General features: G+C 66.3%; 14 protein-coding genes. 9 read left to right on the top strand and 5 right to left on the bottom strand.

Features of this window, described 5'->3' with window-relative positions; genetic code table 11:
- Positions 1–178: 178 nt before the first annotated feature.
- The 3 genes from MKI84_RS05750 (at position 179) to MKI84_RS05760 (ending at position 3,649) form a co-directional block, all read left to right on the top strand.
- A complete protein-coding gene (locus MKI84_RS05750; RefSeq protein ID WP_241617336.1) occupies positions 179–2,410 on the top strand; it encodes a TonB-dependent receptor in 2,232 nt (743 codons plus the stop codon).
- Between the two features lie 106 nt (positions 2,411–2,516).
- Positions 2,517–3,200, top strand: a complete 684-nt coding sequence (locus MKI84_RS05755) for a Fe2+-dependent dioxygenase (RefSeq protein WP_241617338.1) — start codon at positions 2,517–2,519, stop codon at positions 3,198–3,200.
- A gap of 86 nt (positions 3,201–3,286) precedes the next feature.
- On the top strand, positions 3,287–3,649 hold the full coding sequence (locus MKI84_RS05760) for a DMT family protein (protein WP_241617340.1): 363 nt from the start codon (positions 3,287–3,289) through the stop codon (positions 3,647–3,649).
- Between the two features lie 6 nt (positions 3,650–3,655).
- On the opposite strand, the gene MKI84_RS05765 is transcribed toward MKI84_RS05760, so the two are convergent.
- The 3 genes from MKI84_RS05765 to MKI84_RS05775 all read right to left on the bottom strand — a co-directional run bounded on the left by MKI84_RS05765 (position 3,656) and on the right by MKI84_RS05775 (position 6,065).
- A complete protein-coding gene (locus MKI84_RS05765) occupies positions 3,656–4,813 on the bottom strand; it encodes a PQQ-dependent sugar dehydrogenase (protein ID WP_425353794.1) in 1,158 nt (385 codons plus the stop codon).
- Positions 4,814–4,976: 163 nt separating this feature from the next.
- Positions 4,977–5,285 (bottom strand): hypothetical protein, encoded by a 309-nt coding sequence (locus MKI84_RS05770; RefSeq protein WP_241617342.1) that lies wholly within the window; start codon positions 5,283–5,285, stop codon positions 4,977–4,979.
- A gap of 138 nt (positions 5,286–5,423) precedes the next feature.
- Positions 5,424–6,065, bottom strand: coding sequence for a glutathione S-transferase family protein (locus tag MKI84_RS05775; protein WP_241617343.1), 642 nt, complete (start codon positions 6,063–6,065; stop codon positions 5,424–5,426).
- A gap of 150 nt (positions 6,066–6,215) precedes the next feature.
- Here MKI84_RS05775 and MKI84_RS05780 point away from each other — a divergent pair, with 150 nt between their 5' ends.
- The 4 genes from MKI84_RS05780 to MKI84_RS05795 all read left to right on the top strand — a co-directional run bounded on the left by MKI84_RS05780 (position 6,216) and on the right by MKI84_RS05795 (position 10,025).
- Positions 6,216–7,418 carry a pyridoxal phosphate-dependent aminotransferase gene (locus MKI84_RS05780; protein WP_241617345.1) on the top strand — a complete coding sequence of 401 codons (1,203 nt, stop codon included), beginning with the start codon at positions 6,216–6,218 and terminating at the stop codon, positions 7,416–7,418.
- 88 nt (positions 7,419–7,506) lie between these two features.
- The gene (locus MKI84_RS05785; RefSeq protein ID WP_241617348.1) at positions 7,507–7,995 is read left to right on the top strand and encodes a DUF992 domain-containing protein; all 489 of its coding nucleotides are present in this window, start codon (positions 7,507–7,509) and stop codon (positions 7,993–7,995) included.
- 144 nt (positions 7,996–8,139) lie between these two features.
- A complete protein-coding gene (gene msrP / locus MKI84_RS05790; RefSeq protein ID WP_241617349.1) occupies positions 8,140–9,144 on the top strand; it encodes a protein-methionine-sulfoxide reductase catalytic subunit MsrP in 1,005 nt (334 codons plus the stop codon).
- Between the two features lie 338 nt (positions 9,145–9,482).
- On the top strand, positions 9,483–10,025 hold the full coding sequence (locus MKI84_RS05795) for a DUF2380 domain-containing protein (protein WP_241617350.1): 543 nt from the start codon (positions 9,483–9,485) through the stop codon (positions 10,023–10,025).
- 17 nt (positions 10,026–10,042) lie between these two features.
- On the opposite strand, the gene MKI84_RS05800 is transcribed toward MKI84_RS05795, so the two are convergent.
- Together MKI84_RS05800 and trxB are read right to left on the bottom strand one after the other, a co-directional pair.
- Positions 10,043–10,936 (bottom strand): LysR family transcriptional regulator, encoded by an 894-nt coding sequence (locus tag MKI84_RS05800; RefSeq protein ID WP_241617579.1) that lies wholly within the window; start codon positions 10,934–10,936, stop codon positions 10,043–10,045.
- Between the two features lie 47 nt (positions 10,937–10,983).
- A complete protein-coding gene (trxB, locus tag MKI84_RS05805) occupies positions 10,984–11,970 on the bottom strand; it encodes a thioredoxin-disulfide reductase (RefSeq protein WP_241617351.1) in 987 nt (328 codons plus the stop codon).
- A gap of 297 nt (positions 11,971–12,267) precedes the next feature.
- Between trxB and MKI84_RS05810 the strand changes: the two genes are divergently transcribed.
- Positions 12,268–12,744, top strand: a complete 477-nt coding sequence (locus MKI84_RS05810; protein ID WP_241617352.1) for an Lrp/AsnC family transcriptional regulator — start codon at positions 12,268–12,270, stop codon at positions 12,742–12,744.
- Complete coding sequence (locus MKI84_RS05815) at positions 12,741–13,646, top strand: glycosyltransferase family 8 protein (protein ID WP_241617353.1); 906 nt, start codon at positions 12,741–12,743, stop codon at positions 13,644–13,646. Before MKI84_RS05810 ends, MKI84_RS05815 begins: the two co-directional genes overlap by 4 nt.
- Positions 13,647–13,674: the final 28 nt, after the last annotated feature.

Below are 13,674 nucleotides of genomic sequence, written 5' to 3' on the forward strand. Positions count from 1 at the left end.
GCCGTATTTTGACTCCGGCAAAATTAGAACAAATAAAAAACATAATGTTTGAAAGGGCTTAGAATCCTCGTTAAGAGCGAAAATACTTAATGAAGGTTGGGGTCTGGTAATGAACACCTTGAGGACACTGCGCGGGTCTGCGCCGAATGCTGCTTTGACAGCGGGGCTCGCCGCTACGATGTCGGCGTTCCCGCTGTTTGCGGCGAGCGCTCAGCAGGCGGCGCCGGCGTCGGCGGCCGGCGAAGAACTGCCGACCGTGACCGTGGAGGGCGAGGGCTCTCCGGCGAACACGCTCGAAGCCAGCACAGGCCTGTCGCGCCTGCCGGGCACGGTGCAGGACACGCCGCAGACGATCACCGTCATCACCCAGGAAACCATGCAGCAGCAGGGCGTCACCACGCTCGAACAGGCGCTGCGCAATGTTCCGGGCGTCACCTCCGGCATCGGCGAGGGCGGCGGCGGCATGAACGGCGACCAGTTCCGTATCCGCGGCTTCCAGTCCAAGGGCGACATCTTCATCAACGGCCTGCGCGACTATGGCGTCTATGTCCGCGACAGCTTCGCCTATGAGAGTGTCGAGGTGTTCAAGGGGCCGTCTTCCGAGAGCTTCGGCCTCGGCACCACCGGCGGCGCGATCAACACCACGCTGAAGCAGGCCCATATCGGCGACAAGTACGATTTCGAGGGCCAGCTCGGCATGGGCCCGCTCTATCGCGGCGTGTTCGACCTCAACAAGCAGCTCAGCGATACGTCGGCGGTCCGCATCGTCGGCATGGTCAACCAGCAGGACGTGGTCGACGTGGATCACGTCGAAGCCAACCGCTGGGGCCTGATGGGCGATGTCGGCTTCGGTCTCGGCACCGACCAGACGCTGCACATCAACTATCTGTTCCAGCATGGCGACCGCACGCCCAATTACGGCGTGCCGATCCTGACCCCGCGCTTCTCCGACGTGGCGAATTTCGGCTCGGTTGGCCAGCCGGTCACCGAGTTCGGCGTCCCCCGCAGCACCTTCTACGGCAAGGTGACGGACATGGACGAGACCGACACCAACATGCTGACGTTGAACTTCAAGAAGGAAGTCAACGACTGGCTGACCGTGACCAACGACACCCGGTTCGGCTACTACACCCGTGACTTCGCCACGTCGGTTCCGGGCTGCGGCACCGGCACCACCGAGGCGGCCTATGCGGCAAGCTGCACCGGCCAGTTCTTCGCCGGGCTCGATCCGGCGATCTCGTTCGGCGGCGGCAATCCCGGCTTCAACCAGGAGAGCTGGAGCGCCCAGAACGTCACCACCCTCATCGCCAAGTTCCACACCGGCGCGCTGCGCCACGAACTGGTGGCCGGCCTCGACCTGAGCACGGTGAGCGACGAGCGCACGCTGATCTCGGTGAACGGCTCCAAGGGCACCTCGACCATCTGGAACCCGGTCTACGCCAACACCACGGGCTATTTCCTCTATTCCAACCCGTGGGGCAATAACGGCCAGCGCAACACGCAGTCCACCGATTTCGGCGCGTTCATCAGCGACCGCGTGTGGTTCACCGAGCAGCTCTCGCTGCTGGCCGGCACCCGCTATGACAGCTATTCGAGCGACTATTCCTACTGGTCGACGACGGGCGGCGGCCAGATGGTCAACACCGACGCCACCACCGATTTCTGGAGCCCGAAAGTCAGCGTGATCTGGGAGCCGACGCAGTCCCAGACCTACTATGTGTCCTGGGCCAAGTCCTTCACCCCGCAGGGCGGCTTCCCGACCAATGACGTGACCCCGATCAACGGCGCCCAGCCCGATCTCGACCCCGAAGACAACGAGACCTGGGAAGCCGGCGCCAAGATCTCGCTGCTCGGCGGCAAGCTCGGCCTGACCGGCGCGGTGTTCCAGGTCGACAAGAGCAACACGTTCTATGTCGATCCGGTCACCGGCGACGACCTCGCCACCGGCGAGAGCCAGCGGGTGCGCGGCATCGAACTCGGCATCACCGGCATGATCACTGACTACTGGTCGGTGCAGGCGGGCTATGCCTACTACAAGGGTGAGATCACCGGCGCCACGACCGCGAACTTTGCCAATATCGGCAACGACATCCCGTTCCTGTCGCCGAACAACTTCACCCTCTGGACCACGTTCGAGCTGAACAAGATCTGGACCACCATCCCGGGCAAGCTTCTGGTCGGTGGCGGCGTGACCTATGCCGACGAGTACTACACCTCGTCCGCCAACACCGCGATCATCCCCGAGACCTTCTCGCTCGACGCGCTGGTGTCCTACCAGTGGGAGAACTACCGGCTGGCGGTCAACGCCTACAACCTCACCGACGAGCTGAACTACGCCTCGGCGTGGGGCAACCGCGCGGTGGTCGCGCCGGGCCGCTACGTGACGCTCACCCTGGGCGCCACCTTCTGACGGGCTGACCCGCCAGGACTGAAATGACCGTCAATTCGGGGGAAGGTCGGCCGCGCCGGCTTTCCCCCTCTTTTTCGTTCGGACCTCTTACGTTTCGGGCTTGCCCATGCTCATCCAGATCGCCGATATCCTCACCAAGGAAGAAGTCGCCCATTGCCGGCGTACGCTCGAAGCCTCCCCCTGGGTGGATGGGCGCGTGACCGCCGGCCAGCAGGCGGCGAAATCCAAGCTGAACCTTCAGATTCCGGTGGAGTCCAAGGAATCGGAGGAGCTTGGCGACATCATCCTGCGCGCGCTCGGGCGCAACCCGACCTTCAATTCCGCGGTGATGCCGCTGCGCGTGCTGCCGCCGATGTTCAATCGCTACGATGTCGGCATGAAGTTCGGCGCCCATGTCGACGGGTCGATCCGCTCGATCCCCGGCACCGGCATGCGCATGCGCGCCGACGTCTCCACCACCATCTTCCTCACCGAACCGGATGAGTATGATGGCGGCGAGCTGCTGATCGAGGACACGTATGGCGTCCATGAGGTGAAGCTGCCGGCCGGCCACGCCGTGGTCTATCCGTCCTCCAGCCTGCACAGCGTCAACGAGATCACGCGCGGCAGCCGCTGGGGCTCGTTCTTCTGGTCGCAGTCGATGATCAAGGATCAGGAGCGCCGCGCGATGCTCTACGACCTCGACCTCGCCATTATGACCACCCGCACCCGGCTGCCGGACGAGGACCCGGCGGTGCTCGGCCTCACCAATGTCTATCACAACCTGCTGCGCCACTGGGCCGAGCTGTGAGGAGCGGCCGCTCCGGTGACCGCAGGCCATTGACGTGCGGCGCGGCGGGGTGATGCTCGGAGCCGGTTCAACCGGATTCCCCGCCCATGCCCGCCTTGTCTTCCCTGCTGCCGCCCGCTGTGCTGCCGATCGTCCTGCTGTTCGCCTCGAACGTGTTCATGACCTTCGCGTGGTACGGCCACCTGAAGCACAAATCGTCCCCGCTGCTGATCGCGATTCTCGCGAGCTGGGGCATCGCGCTGTTCGAATATTGCCTCGCCGTGCCGGCCAACCGCTTCGGCTCGGCGGTGTATTCGACGGCGGAGCTCAAGACCATGCAGGAGGTGATCACGCTCGTGGTGTTCGCCGGCTTCTCGGTGCTGTGGCTCAAGGAGCCTCTGCACTGGAACCACCTGATCGGCTTCGCCTTCATCGCGCTCGGCGCGTGGTTCATCTTCCAGAAATGGTGAGCGGCCTTACTCGGCCGGCGACACCCGGAGCAGGCGGCCGGCGCCCGGATCGTCGGTGAGCAGCCAGAGCGCGCCGTCCGGGCCCTGACGCACGTCCCGGATGCGCGCCTGAAGGTCGGTGAGCAGGACCTCCTCGTCCACCACCTTCTCGCGCGCCGGGTCGAGCCGCAGCCGCAGCAGCCGCATGCCGGAAAGTCCCCCGGTGAACAGGTCGCCCTTCCATTGGCCGAGCAGGTTGCCGGTATAGAAGGCGAGGCCCGAGGGCGCGAAGGACGGGTCCCAGTAGCGCACCGGCTGTTCCATGCCGTCCTTGTGGGTGCCTTCGCCGATCGGCAGCATGGAATAGTCGCGGCCATAGGTGATGACCGGCCAGCCATAGTTCTTGCCGGCCTCAGGGTGGTTCAGTTCGTCGCCGCCGCGCGCGCCGTGCTCCATGGTCCAAAGCCGCCCGGTGGCGGGATCGAGGGCGGCGCCCTGCACGTTGCGGTGGCCGTAGCTCCAGATTTCCGGGCGCGCGCCCTGGCGCTCGCGCAACGGATTATCCGCTGGCACCGAGCCGTCCGGCAGGATGCGCACCAGCTTGCCGAGATGGTTGCCGAGGTTCTGCGCCTGATCGCGATAGGAGAATCGGTCGCCGAGCGTGACGAACAGCGAGCCGTCGCGGGCGAAGACGAGGCGGGAGCCGTAATGGTTCGATCCCGTGGCGGCCGGGCTCTGGCGGAAGATGACCTCGACATTCTCGATGCGGGCGGAGCCGCCGCTCTCGACGAGGCGGGCGCGGGCCACGCTGGTGCCGGAAGCGCCTTCGCGCGGCTCGGCATAGGAGAAATAGAGGACGCGGCTGGAGGTGAAATCGGGCGCCAGCGCGATGTCGAGCAGCCCGCCCTGTCCGCGCGCATAGACCGCCGGCAGGCCCGGCACCGGCGCGGAAACGGTGCCGCTGCGGCTGACGATGCGCAGCCGTCCCGGACGCTCGGTCACCAGCATGCGGCCGTCGGGCAGAAAGGCGAGGCTCCACGGGCTTGCAAGTCCCGTCGCCACGGTCTCGACGGACAGCGGGCCGGCGGAGGAGGGCAGGGTGACGGGCTCCTGCGCGCCAGCTCGGCCTACATCGCCGGCAAAACACAGGGCGGCCAGCGCCGCAATCGCGAAAAGGCGCCGCAATGGCCCCGGTCGTCCGTCGTGGGATAGGGCGATCAAGGCGCGCTCCGCTGCTCCTGCCAGTGATGCCCGGATAAATCATCCCGCGCGGATTCGGCCAAGACGCGGCGGCAAACAATAGCGTGAAGTCGGCTTCCGGCGACCGTGCCGCCGGGAGCCTTGAGGTTCAGCCGCGGCGCTGCCGGGACGAGACCGCGCGGCGGGAAGCGCCCATGGTGTCGCGCAGCATGTAGGTGGTGAGGCCGCACAGCGCGACGAAGGCGCCGAGCAGCACCGCGCCCATGGTCAGCCGCCCGCCGGAATCCGCCATGGCATTGATCTCGAAGGCCGATGCCCGCTGCAGGCCGAACATGCAGAGCACGGCCACGATGGCGAGCGTCAGGGACAATACAACGCCGGCCTCCATCAGGGCGCGGCGCAGGCGGCGGCCCGAAATCTTCGAGGCTTCGATCTGCGGGGCGGCAGTGCGCGGCATGAGATGGTCCTTCCCGATCGACAGGGCGTTGGGCGATTCGATGGGGAAGAAAGTGGCGGGCGAACGCGGCTCGCCTTGGTCCGCACTTGGGCGAGCCCGCGCCATTTCAAGGCGATTTCGCGGCAGCGTTAAAACATGTTAACGAATAGGCACCAAGGGCTTAGCTGGCTCGGGGTGCCAGTCGATCCCCACATGACCGGGTTCGGCCTCCACCCGCGCCAGCCAATCGCGCACCGCGGGGAAGCCATCGAGCGTGAAATCGCCCTCCTCGGCGACATGAGTATGGGCGTAGAGGGCGATATCCGCGACGCTCAGCGTGCCGTCCACGAAGAACGGGCGGCGGGCGAGATGACGCTCCATCACCCGGAGGGCGGCGTAGCCTTCCTCCATCCAGCGGTCGATGTCGTGGGTGCGCAGGTCGCGCCCGCCGCGCACCAGCTTCAGCCAGAACCGGGCGGCGGCGATGGCGGGCTCGTGCGAGTGCTGCTCGAAGAACATCCAGCGCAGCACCTCGGCACGCGCCAGCCGATCAGCCGGCAGGAACCGTGTCTCCTCGGCGAGGTAGACAAGAATGGCATTCGATTCGGCGAGGTGCCGCCCGCCGGGCAGCTCCAGCAGCGGCACGCGCCCTTCCGGGTTCTTAATCAGGAAGTCGGGCGTGCGGTTCTCCCCGCGCAGCACGTCGACATCGACCAGCTGGAACGGCGTGCCGAGCCTGGCAAGCAGCAGCCGGACTTTGTACGAGTTCCCGGAACTCTGCATGCCATAGAGTCGGAGCACGGAAACAATCCTGCGGCAAACCGCCCACAATCGGGCATCAACGACACACTATGCCACCAAGTTGGCAGCGGGCAGGTAGGTAAGGCCTTGCCCGCGCGCAAGGGCGGGGATAGTTGTCGCGCGCAAAACCCGCCATTACGGAGTCCGGCCATGAGCCTCGTTTCCGCCGCCATGAAGCGCATCAATCCCTCGGCCACCATCGCCATTTCCAACAAGGCGCGGGAGCTGAAAGCGGCGGGCCGTGACGTGATCGCGCTCGCGGCCGGCGAGCCGGACTTCGACACGCCGGACAACATCAAGGAAGCCGCGATCAAGGCGATCAACGGCAACCAGACCCGCTACACCGCGGTCGACGGCATTCCCGAGCTGAAGGCGGCCATCGTTGCCAAGTTCAAGCGCGAGAACGGCCTGACCTACAAGCCGAGCCAGGTCACGGTTGGCACCGGCGGCAAGCAGGTGCTGTTCAACGCCCTGCTGGCGACCGTCGATGCCGGCGACGAGGTGATCATCCCGGCGCCGTACTGGGTCAGCTACCCGGACATCGTGAACTTCGCCGGCGGCACCCCGGTCGCGATCGAGACCAAGCTTGAGGACAATTTCAAGCTCAAGCCGGAAGCGCTGGAAGCGGCGATCACGCCCAAGACCAAGTGGCTGATCTTCAACTCGCCGTCCAACCCCTCCGGCGCGGCCTATAACCGCGATGAGATGAAGGCGCTTACCGACGTGCTGGTGAAGTATCCGCATGTGCTGATCCTCACCGACGACATGTACGAGCACCTCGTCTATGACGACTTCGAGTTCGTGACCCCGGCGCAGATCGAGCCGGCGCTCTACGACCGCACGCTGACCATGAACGGCGTCTCCAAGGCCTATTGCATGACCGGCTGGCGCATCGGCTACGCCGCCGGCCCGGAGGAACTGATCAAGGCCATCGGCACGCTGCAGTCGCAGTCCACCTCGAACCCCAACTCCATCGCCCAGTGGGCGGCGGTCGAGGCGCTGAACGGTCCGCAGGACTTCATCGCCGCGAACAACAAGGTGTTCAAGGAGCGCCGCGACCTCGTGGTCTCGATGCTGAACCAGGCCAACGGGCTCACCTGCCCGAAGCCGGAAGGCGCGTTCTATGTCTATCCGTCCTGCGCCGGCGCGATCGGCAAGACCGCGCCGTCGGGCAAGCTGATCGCCACCGACGAGGACTTCGCGACCGAACTGCTCGACGCCGAGGGCGTTGCCGTGGTGCATGGCTCGGCCTTCGGGCTTGGCCCGGCGTTCCGCATTTCCTACGCCACCTCGACCAAGGATCTCGAAGAGGCGTGCCTGCGCATTCAGCGCTTCTGCGGTTCGCTTCGCTGAGGTATCAATGGGCGGTTGCTGGCAGTTTGCCGGTGACTGCCTGACAAGGCCCGCATGAGGCGCCTCGCGCCTCTCCATGGAGATCATCATGATCCGTAAGTTCGTTACGCTCGGCGCTCTCGCGGTTGCGCTCGCCGCTGGCGCCCTTTCCGCGACCCCGGCTTCGGCCCAGGGTATCCAGCGCGTTCAGGTCGGCACGCTTGAGTGCACCGGCTCGAAGTCGGTGAGCTTCATCATCGGCTCGAAGCGCACGCTTGAGTGCACCTTCATCAACCGCCGCGGCGTGCGCGCCTATTACGAGGGCACCATCCGCCGCTGGGGCCTCGATGTCGGCGTGACCGGCCGCAATGCGCTGGTGTGGGGCGTGTTCGCGCCGACCACCAAGCTCAACCCGAGCGACCTCGCGGGCAAGTATGCCGGCGTCTCCGGCAGCGTGGCGCTCGGCGTCGGCGTGGCCGGCAATGCCCTGCTCGGCGGCTCGCAGAACACCGTCGCGCTGCAGCCCTTCAGCGTCGAAGGCCAGACCGGCGTGAACCTTGCCGTCGGCGTCGGCAGCCTGTCGCTCCGCGCGCTCTGATCGTCCGCTTTCACGAATCCACGGCCCGGCGCGCGAGTGCCGGGCCGTTTTCGTTCCGCGCACGCCGAGTTGATCAATTCCCCTGTAATGGAAAGCGTCCGGCCGACGTATCTTCCCGGTAGCCAACCGATGAGGAAGAGGCCAATGCTGATCCGCCGCCGCCGGCCGTGGGAACTGCCCGAAAGTGCCGCCACCCCGGAATCCGTCTATCTCTCGCGCCGCCACCTGCTCGGCGGCATAGGGTTGGCCGGGGGGCTCGCCGCTGGCGCGCTGGCGGGTGTGGGCCTGCCGGAGTTCGCCCGCGCCGCGCCGCCCCCCGGCGATCCGGCGCTCGACCCGACCAACGACCTCTATCCGGCCAAGCGCAACGACGCCTACACGCTGGACCGGCCGGTGACGCCCGAGGACATCACCGCCAATTACAATAATTTCTACGAGTTCGGCTCCGAGCGCCGGAACTACCAGATCGCCGACCTCGCCGCGCGCATGCCGCGCCGGCCGTGGACGGTGAAGATCGACGGGCTGGTGGAGCAGGAGCGCGAGGTCGGGATCGACGACATCATCCGCGCCATGCCGCTGGAGGAGCGGCTGTACCGCCACCGCTGCGTCGAGGCGTGGTCGATGGCGGTGCCGTGGACCGGCTTTGCGGTGAAGGAACTGGTGGCGTGGGCGAAGCCGCTGTCGGGCGCGAAGTTCATCCGCATGGAAACCTTCATGAACCCGAAGGTGGCCCCGGCGCAGAACGGTTTCGTCTATCCCTGGCCCTATGTCGACGGCCTGACCATGGCGGAAGCGACCAACGATCTCGCCTTCTTCGTCACCGGCGTCTACGGCAAGCCGGCGCCCAACCAGTATGGCGCGCCGCTGCGGCTCGCCGTGCCGTGGAAATATGGCTTCAAGTCGGTGAAGTCGATCGTGCGCATCTCCTTCGTGGCGGAGCGGCCGGTCGGGTTGTGGGAGCAGGTGCAGGGCCGGGAATATGGCTTCTGGGCCAATGTGAACCCGGCTGTCTCGCACCCGCGCTGGAGCCAGGCCACGGAGCGGGACCTCGGCACCGGCGAGCGGCGGCCGACGCTGATCTATAACGGCTATGGCGAGCAGGTTGCCGGCCTCTATGCCGGGATGACCGGCGAGAAGCTGTTCATGTGAACCGGCGCGCGCCCGCATTCGGGCCGTCCTGAAAAGAAAAAAGCCGGACTCCGCAAGGAGCCCGGCGAGTCTCGCCGCGCAAAGGCGGCGAACCTTCCAGAGGGGAACAGCTAAAGCGATAAGCTTCAGCGTCACCCGTTCATATGATCAATTGGCGGGCAGTTTACAATCAAGTTTGCCTGCATGGCAGGCATGCGCATTTGCAGAGGTCCGTCATGGCGGTGGCATTGCCCGGTATTTGAGCGCCGTTGGCGCGCTCTCGCCATTCGGCAAGGCCCACGGGGCCGTGCTAGGCTGGTCCATGCTCCCCGGCAGAGGGAGACCGGAGGACCCGCCAGATGTACCCGCTGCATCCCCTTAAAGGCTGGCGTGCCGTGTCGGCGCTGCCGGCATGTGCGCTGCCAGCATGTGCGCTGGCGGTCGGTGCGCTGGCGCTGCTGATGTGCGCGCCGCTTCACGCCGCTTCGGCCCGGATCGCGGTCGTCGATATCGGCTTTACCGATTCGTCCGGCGAGGCGCGCGATCAGGCTGCCGTACATGGCGAGCGCCAGCGGGCGCTGACCGAGGCGCTGAGTCGGGAGGTGGCGGCTGCTGGCCAACTCGACACCGTGCATCTGGCCTGCGGGGAGGGCTGTTCGCTGGACGCGGCCGGCATTGAGGCGCTGCGCGAACGCGCAAGGAAGGCGGGGGCCGGCTTCGTGCTGGTGGGTAAGGTGCACAAGATGAGCACGCTGGTGATGTCAATGCGTCTTGCCGTGCTCGACACCGCGTCCGGCGATCTGGTTCTGGAGCGCCTGCTGAGTTTTCGCGGCGACAATGATGCCGGCTGGCGCCACGCCGGCGACTATGCCGCGCGCGAAGTGGTGTCGGCGGTACGCTGAGCGGGCCGGCGCCCGGCTCAGAAGCTCCAGCGCTGCGCCTTCGCGACGAGGAAGTCGCGGAACACCTGGATGCGCGCCACCGAGCGCATTTCCTGCGGGTAGACGAAATAGGCCTCCAGCGTCGGGGTCGGCCGCTCGGCGAAGAGCTGCACCAGCGTCGCGGAATCCTCCAGCAGATAGTCGGGGACGATGCCGATGCCGACGCCGCGCTCCACCGCGCGCTTGAGGCCGAGCACGTTGTTGACCGAGAGCGCGGGGACGCGGCCTTCCTGCCCGTCCTCGATGCCGGCGCGCTCCAGCCAGTTCAGCCCCTGGAAATAGGAGGGGATCGGGCCGCCGAGCAGGATGATGCGGTGCTTGTCCAGTTCGTCCAGCGTGCGCGGGTGGCCATTGCGCTTGAGATATTCCGCCGAGGCGAAGGCGTGGAAATGCACGGTGAACAGCTTGCGCTGGATCAGGTCCGGCTGCACCGGCTGGCGCAGGCGGATGGCGACGTCCGCCTCGCGCATGGCGAGGTCGAGTTCGTCGTCGGTCAGGATCAGCGTGATGCGGATGTCGGGATAGAGTTCGAGGAACTCGCCGATCCGTGCGGTGAGCCAGTGGGTGCCGAGGCCCATGGTCGTGGTCACGCGAAGCTCGCCGTTCGGCTTCTCGCGGCTGTCGGTCAGCTTGGCGCGAGCCGCCTCCAGCTTCATGAACACTTCGTGGGCCGTGCGGTACAGCAGGTCGCCCTGTTCGGTGAGGATGAGGCCGCGGGCGTGGCGGTGGAACAGCGGGATGTTGAGTTCCTGCTCCAGCGCGGAGACCTGCCGGCTCACCGCCGACTGGGAAAGGCCGAGGGCCTCGCCGGCATGGGTGAAGGACCCCGCTTCGGCGGCGACGTGGAACACTTTCAGCTTGTCCCAGTCCATGTCACGCGCCCGATTCGCCTTGTTTTCCATGTCCCCCCGCTTCCCGATCATTCCGCTGCCTGCGCCAATACCGGCTGGGCGTGCAGGAAGCGCTCGGCCTCCAGAGCGGCCATGCAGCCCATGCCTGCCGCCGTGACAGCCTGCCGGAACACGTCGTCGGCGACATCGCCGGCCGCGAACACGCCTTCAATCGAGGTGCGGGTGGAATCCGGGGCGGTCCAGACGTAGCCGCTCGGCTTGAGCTTGAGCTGCCCGGCGACGAGCTCCGTGGAGGGGGCGTGGCCGATGGCGATGAACACGCCATCCGCCGCCCGCTCATGGAACGCGCCGGTCTCGACGTCCTTCAGCACCACGCCCTTGACCTTGGGCGGGTCCTGCTCGCCCTTCACCTCATGCAGCGCGGCGTTCCACACCACCTCGACCTTGGGGTGGGCGAACAGCCGGTCCTGCAGGATGCGCTCGGCGCGGAAGCTGTCGCGCCGGTGCACGACGGTGACCTTGGCGGCGAAATTGGTGAGGAACAGCGCCTCCTCGACCGCGGTGTTGCCGCCGCCGATCACGATCACTTCCTTGCCCCGGTAGAAGAATCCGTCGCAGGTGGCGCAGGCGGACACCCCGAAGCCGCGATATTCCTGCTCGGAGGGCAGGTCGAGCCAGCGCGCCTGCGCTCCGGTGGCGAGGATCACCGTGTCGGCGATCCAGGTCTCGCCGGAATCGGTTTCCAGCCGGAACGGGCGCGACGAGAAATCGGCCTTGGTCACGATGTCGGTGACGATGCGCGTGCCCACATGCTCGGCCTGGGCCTGCATCTCCTCCATCAGCCACGGACCCTGGATCGGGTCGCGGAAGCCGGGATAATTCTCGACATCGGTGGTGATGGTGAGTTGGCCGCCCGGTTGCAGGCCCTGGATCAGCACCGGCTCCAGCATGGCGCGCGCGGCATAGATCGCGGCGGTATATCCCGCCGGACCGGAGCCGATGATCAGCACCTTGACGTGGTTCGCCGGGCGAGAAGCGGAGGAAGCCGCCGACATGGAAATGCTCGCAGGTTGCGGGCGGCGGAAGACCCGTCGCCGTAAGGAGAGTCCGGGTCAGATGGACGACGCATGCACCCGATGCAAGGGCAGCGGCCATCAGCCATGCGAAAATGTAGGGTCTGCCCGTTGCAACCGCAAGCGCGCTCCCGCTTATCCTTAAGTTTTCCAGAGGCAAGAACGCGCAAGGCGTGCACGAAACTCGCTCACGAAATAATATTGCGCTGCGGCACCGCTCCTTTATGTTGCGCGCCGACCATCGGCGCCCCTTCGGGTGGCCGTGAACGGAGACAATGCGTGGCCCGCCGCATCGACGCGATTGACCTGAACATCCTGCGCGAACTGCAGGCCGATGGCCGCATCACCAATGTCGAGCTATCCCAGCGCGTCGGCATTTCCGCGCCGCCCTGCCTGCGCCGCGTCCGGTCGCTGGAAGAGGAAGGCATCATCAAGGGCTATCGTGCCCTGCTCGACGAGAAGAAGCTCGGCTTCGACCTGATGGCCTTCGCCATGGTTCACCTCGTCAGCCAGGCCGAGGCGGACCTTTCCGCCTTCGCCGCTCAGGTCGAGCGCTGGCCGCTGGTGCGCGATTGCTGGATGCTCTCGGGCGAGACCGATTTCCTTCTGCTGTGCGTGGCGCCGGATTTGCGCACCTTCCAGAACTTCGTGCTGGAGCTTACCGGCGCGCCCAATGTGCGCAACGTGAAGACCGCGCTGACCCTCAAGCACGCCAAGAGCGCCCCCGTGGTGCCGATGGAAGAGGTGCAGCCGTGATCGTCGCCACCGCGACCGACACCACCTATGTCGAGTTCACCGCGGTGATGCTGGCCTCGCTCGCCGCCCATGCCGACGGCGAAGTGAGCGCGGCCTATGTGTTCTGCGACGGGGTGAGCGAGGACGAGAAGGCGAAGATGGCCGCGAGCTATGGCCGGCCGGACCTCGTTTTCGTCGACCTCACCGACGACATGACCCGGCATTTCGGCGCCCGCCCGGTCAATCACCACCTCTCGCGCACCGCCTATGCGCGCATCCTGATGCCGCTGAGCCTGGCGAACGAGACCGGCCGGCTGCTCTATCTGGACTGCGACACGCTGGTGAACGGCGCGCTCAGCCCGCTGGCGAAGCTCGACATGCAGGGTTTTCCGGTGGCAGCGGTGAACGACATCGCCCACCGCGTGCCCGAGCGCCACGCCAAGCGCAACCGCGATATCGGCCTGCCCGAGGACATGGCCTATTTCAACAGCGGCGTGCTGCTGATCGACCTTGAAGCCTGGCGGCGCGACAAGGTGTCGGAGCGCACCATCGCCTTCGCGCTGGAGCACCCGGAATTGCCGATGATGGACCAGGACGCACTGAACGGCGCGCTGCGCGGGCAGTGGCTGGCGCTGGACGACAGCTGGAACGTGCATCGCCGGTTGAAGAAGGGACGCTATGACGACGAGCCGCTCGACTGGTCGGCGGTGCGCATCATCCATTTCATCGGGCAGGTGAAGCCGAACTATGCCGATTGCGGACACCCCGCGCGCGACATCTATCTGCGCTACCGGGCGCGGACGCCGTTCGGTGGCGAGAAGCTGAAGACGCCGTGGGACCGCAAGATCGAGAAGCGGGTGCGCAAGCTGCGCCGCTTCATCGGTGGCATGAAGCGGCGCCTCGGGCTGGCGCCGGCGGGCTGAAGACGCACGCCCGATTCCGGCGGGGACT

It is taken from the genome of Ancylobacter gelatini (assembly GCF_022601675.1).
Lineage (GTDB): Bacteria > Pseudomonadota > Alphaproteobacteria > Rhizobiales > Xanthobacteraceae > Ancylobacter > Ancylobacter gelatini.

Bases quoted from the DNA above. Each gene is read 5' to 3' on its own strand.
- MKI84_RS05750 (WP_241617336.1), top strand. From the start codon at position 179: ATGTCGGCGTTCCCGCTGTTTGCGGCGAGCGCTCAGCAGGCGGCGCCG.
- MKI84_RS05755 (WP_241617338.1), top strand. From the start codon at position 2,517: ATGCTCATCCAGATCGCCGATATCCTCACCAAGGAAGAAGTCGCCCAT.
- MKI84_RS05760 (WP_241617340.1), top strand. From the start codon at position 3,287: ATGCCCGCCTTGTCTTCCCTGCTGCCGCCCGCTGTGCTGCCGATCGTC.
- MKI84_RS05770 (WP_241617342.1), bottom strand. From the start codon at position 5,285: ATGCCGCGCACTGCCGCCCCGCAGATCGAAGCCTCGAAGATTTCGGGC.
- MKI84_RS05780 (WP_241617345.1), top strand. From the start codon at position 6,216: ATGAGCCTCGTTTCCGCCGCCATGAAGCGCATCAATCCCTCGGCCACC.
- MKI84_RS05785 (WP_241617348.1), top strand. From the start codon at position 7,507: ATGATCCGTAAGTTCGTTACGCTCGGCGCTCTCGCGGTTGCGCTCGCC.
- msrP (WP_241617349.1), top strand. From the start codon at position 8,140: ATGCTGATCCGCCGCCGCCGGCCGTGGGAACTGCCCGAAAGTGCCGCC.
- MKI84_RS05795 (WP_241617350.1), top strand. From the start codon at position 9,483: ATGTACCCGCTGCATCCCCTTAAAGGCTGGCGTGCCGTGTCGGCGCTG.
- MKI84_RS05800 (WP_241617579.1), bottom strand. From the start codon at position 10,936: ATGGACTGGGACAAGCTGAAAGTGTTCCACGTCGCCGCCGAAGCGGGG.
- trxB (WP_241617351.1), bottom strand. From the start codon at position 11,970: ATGTCGGCGGCTTCCTCCGCTTCTCGCCCGGCGAACCACGTCAAGGTG.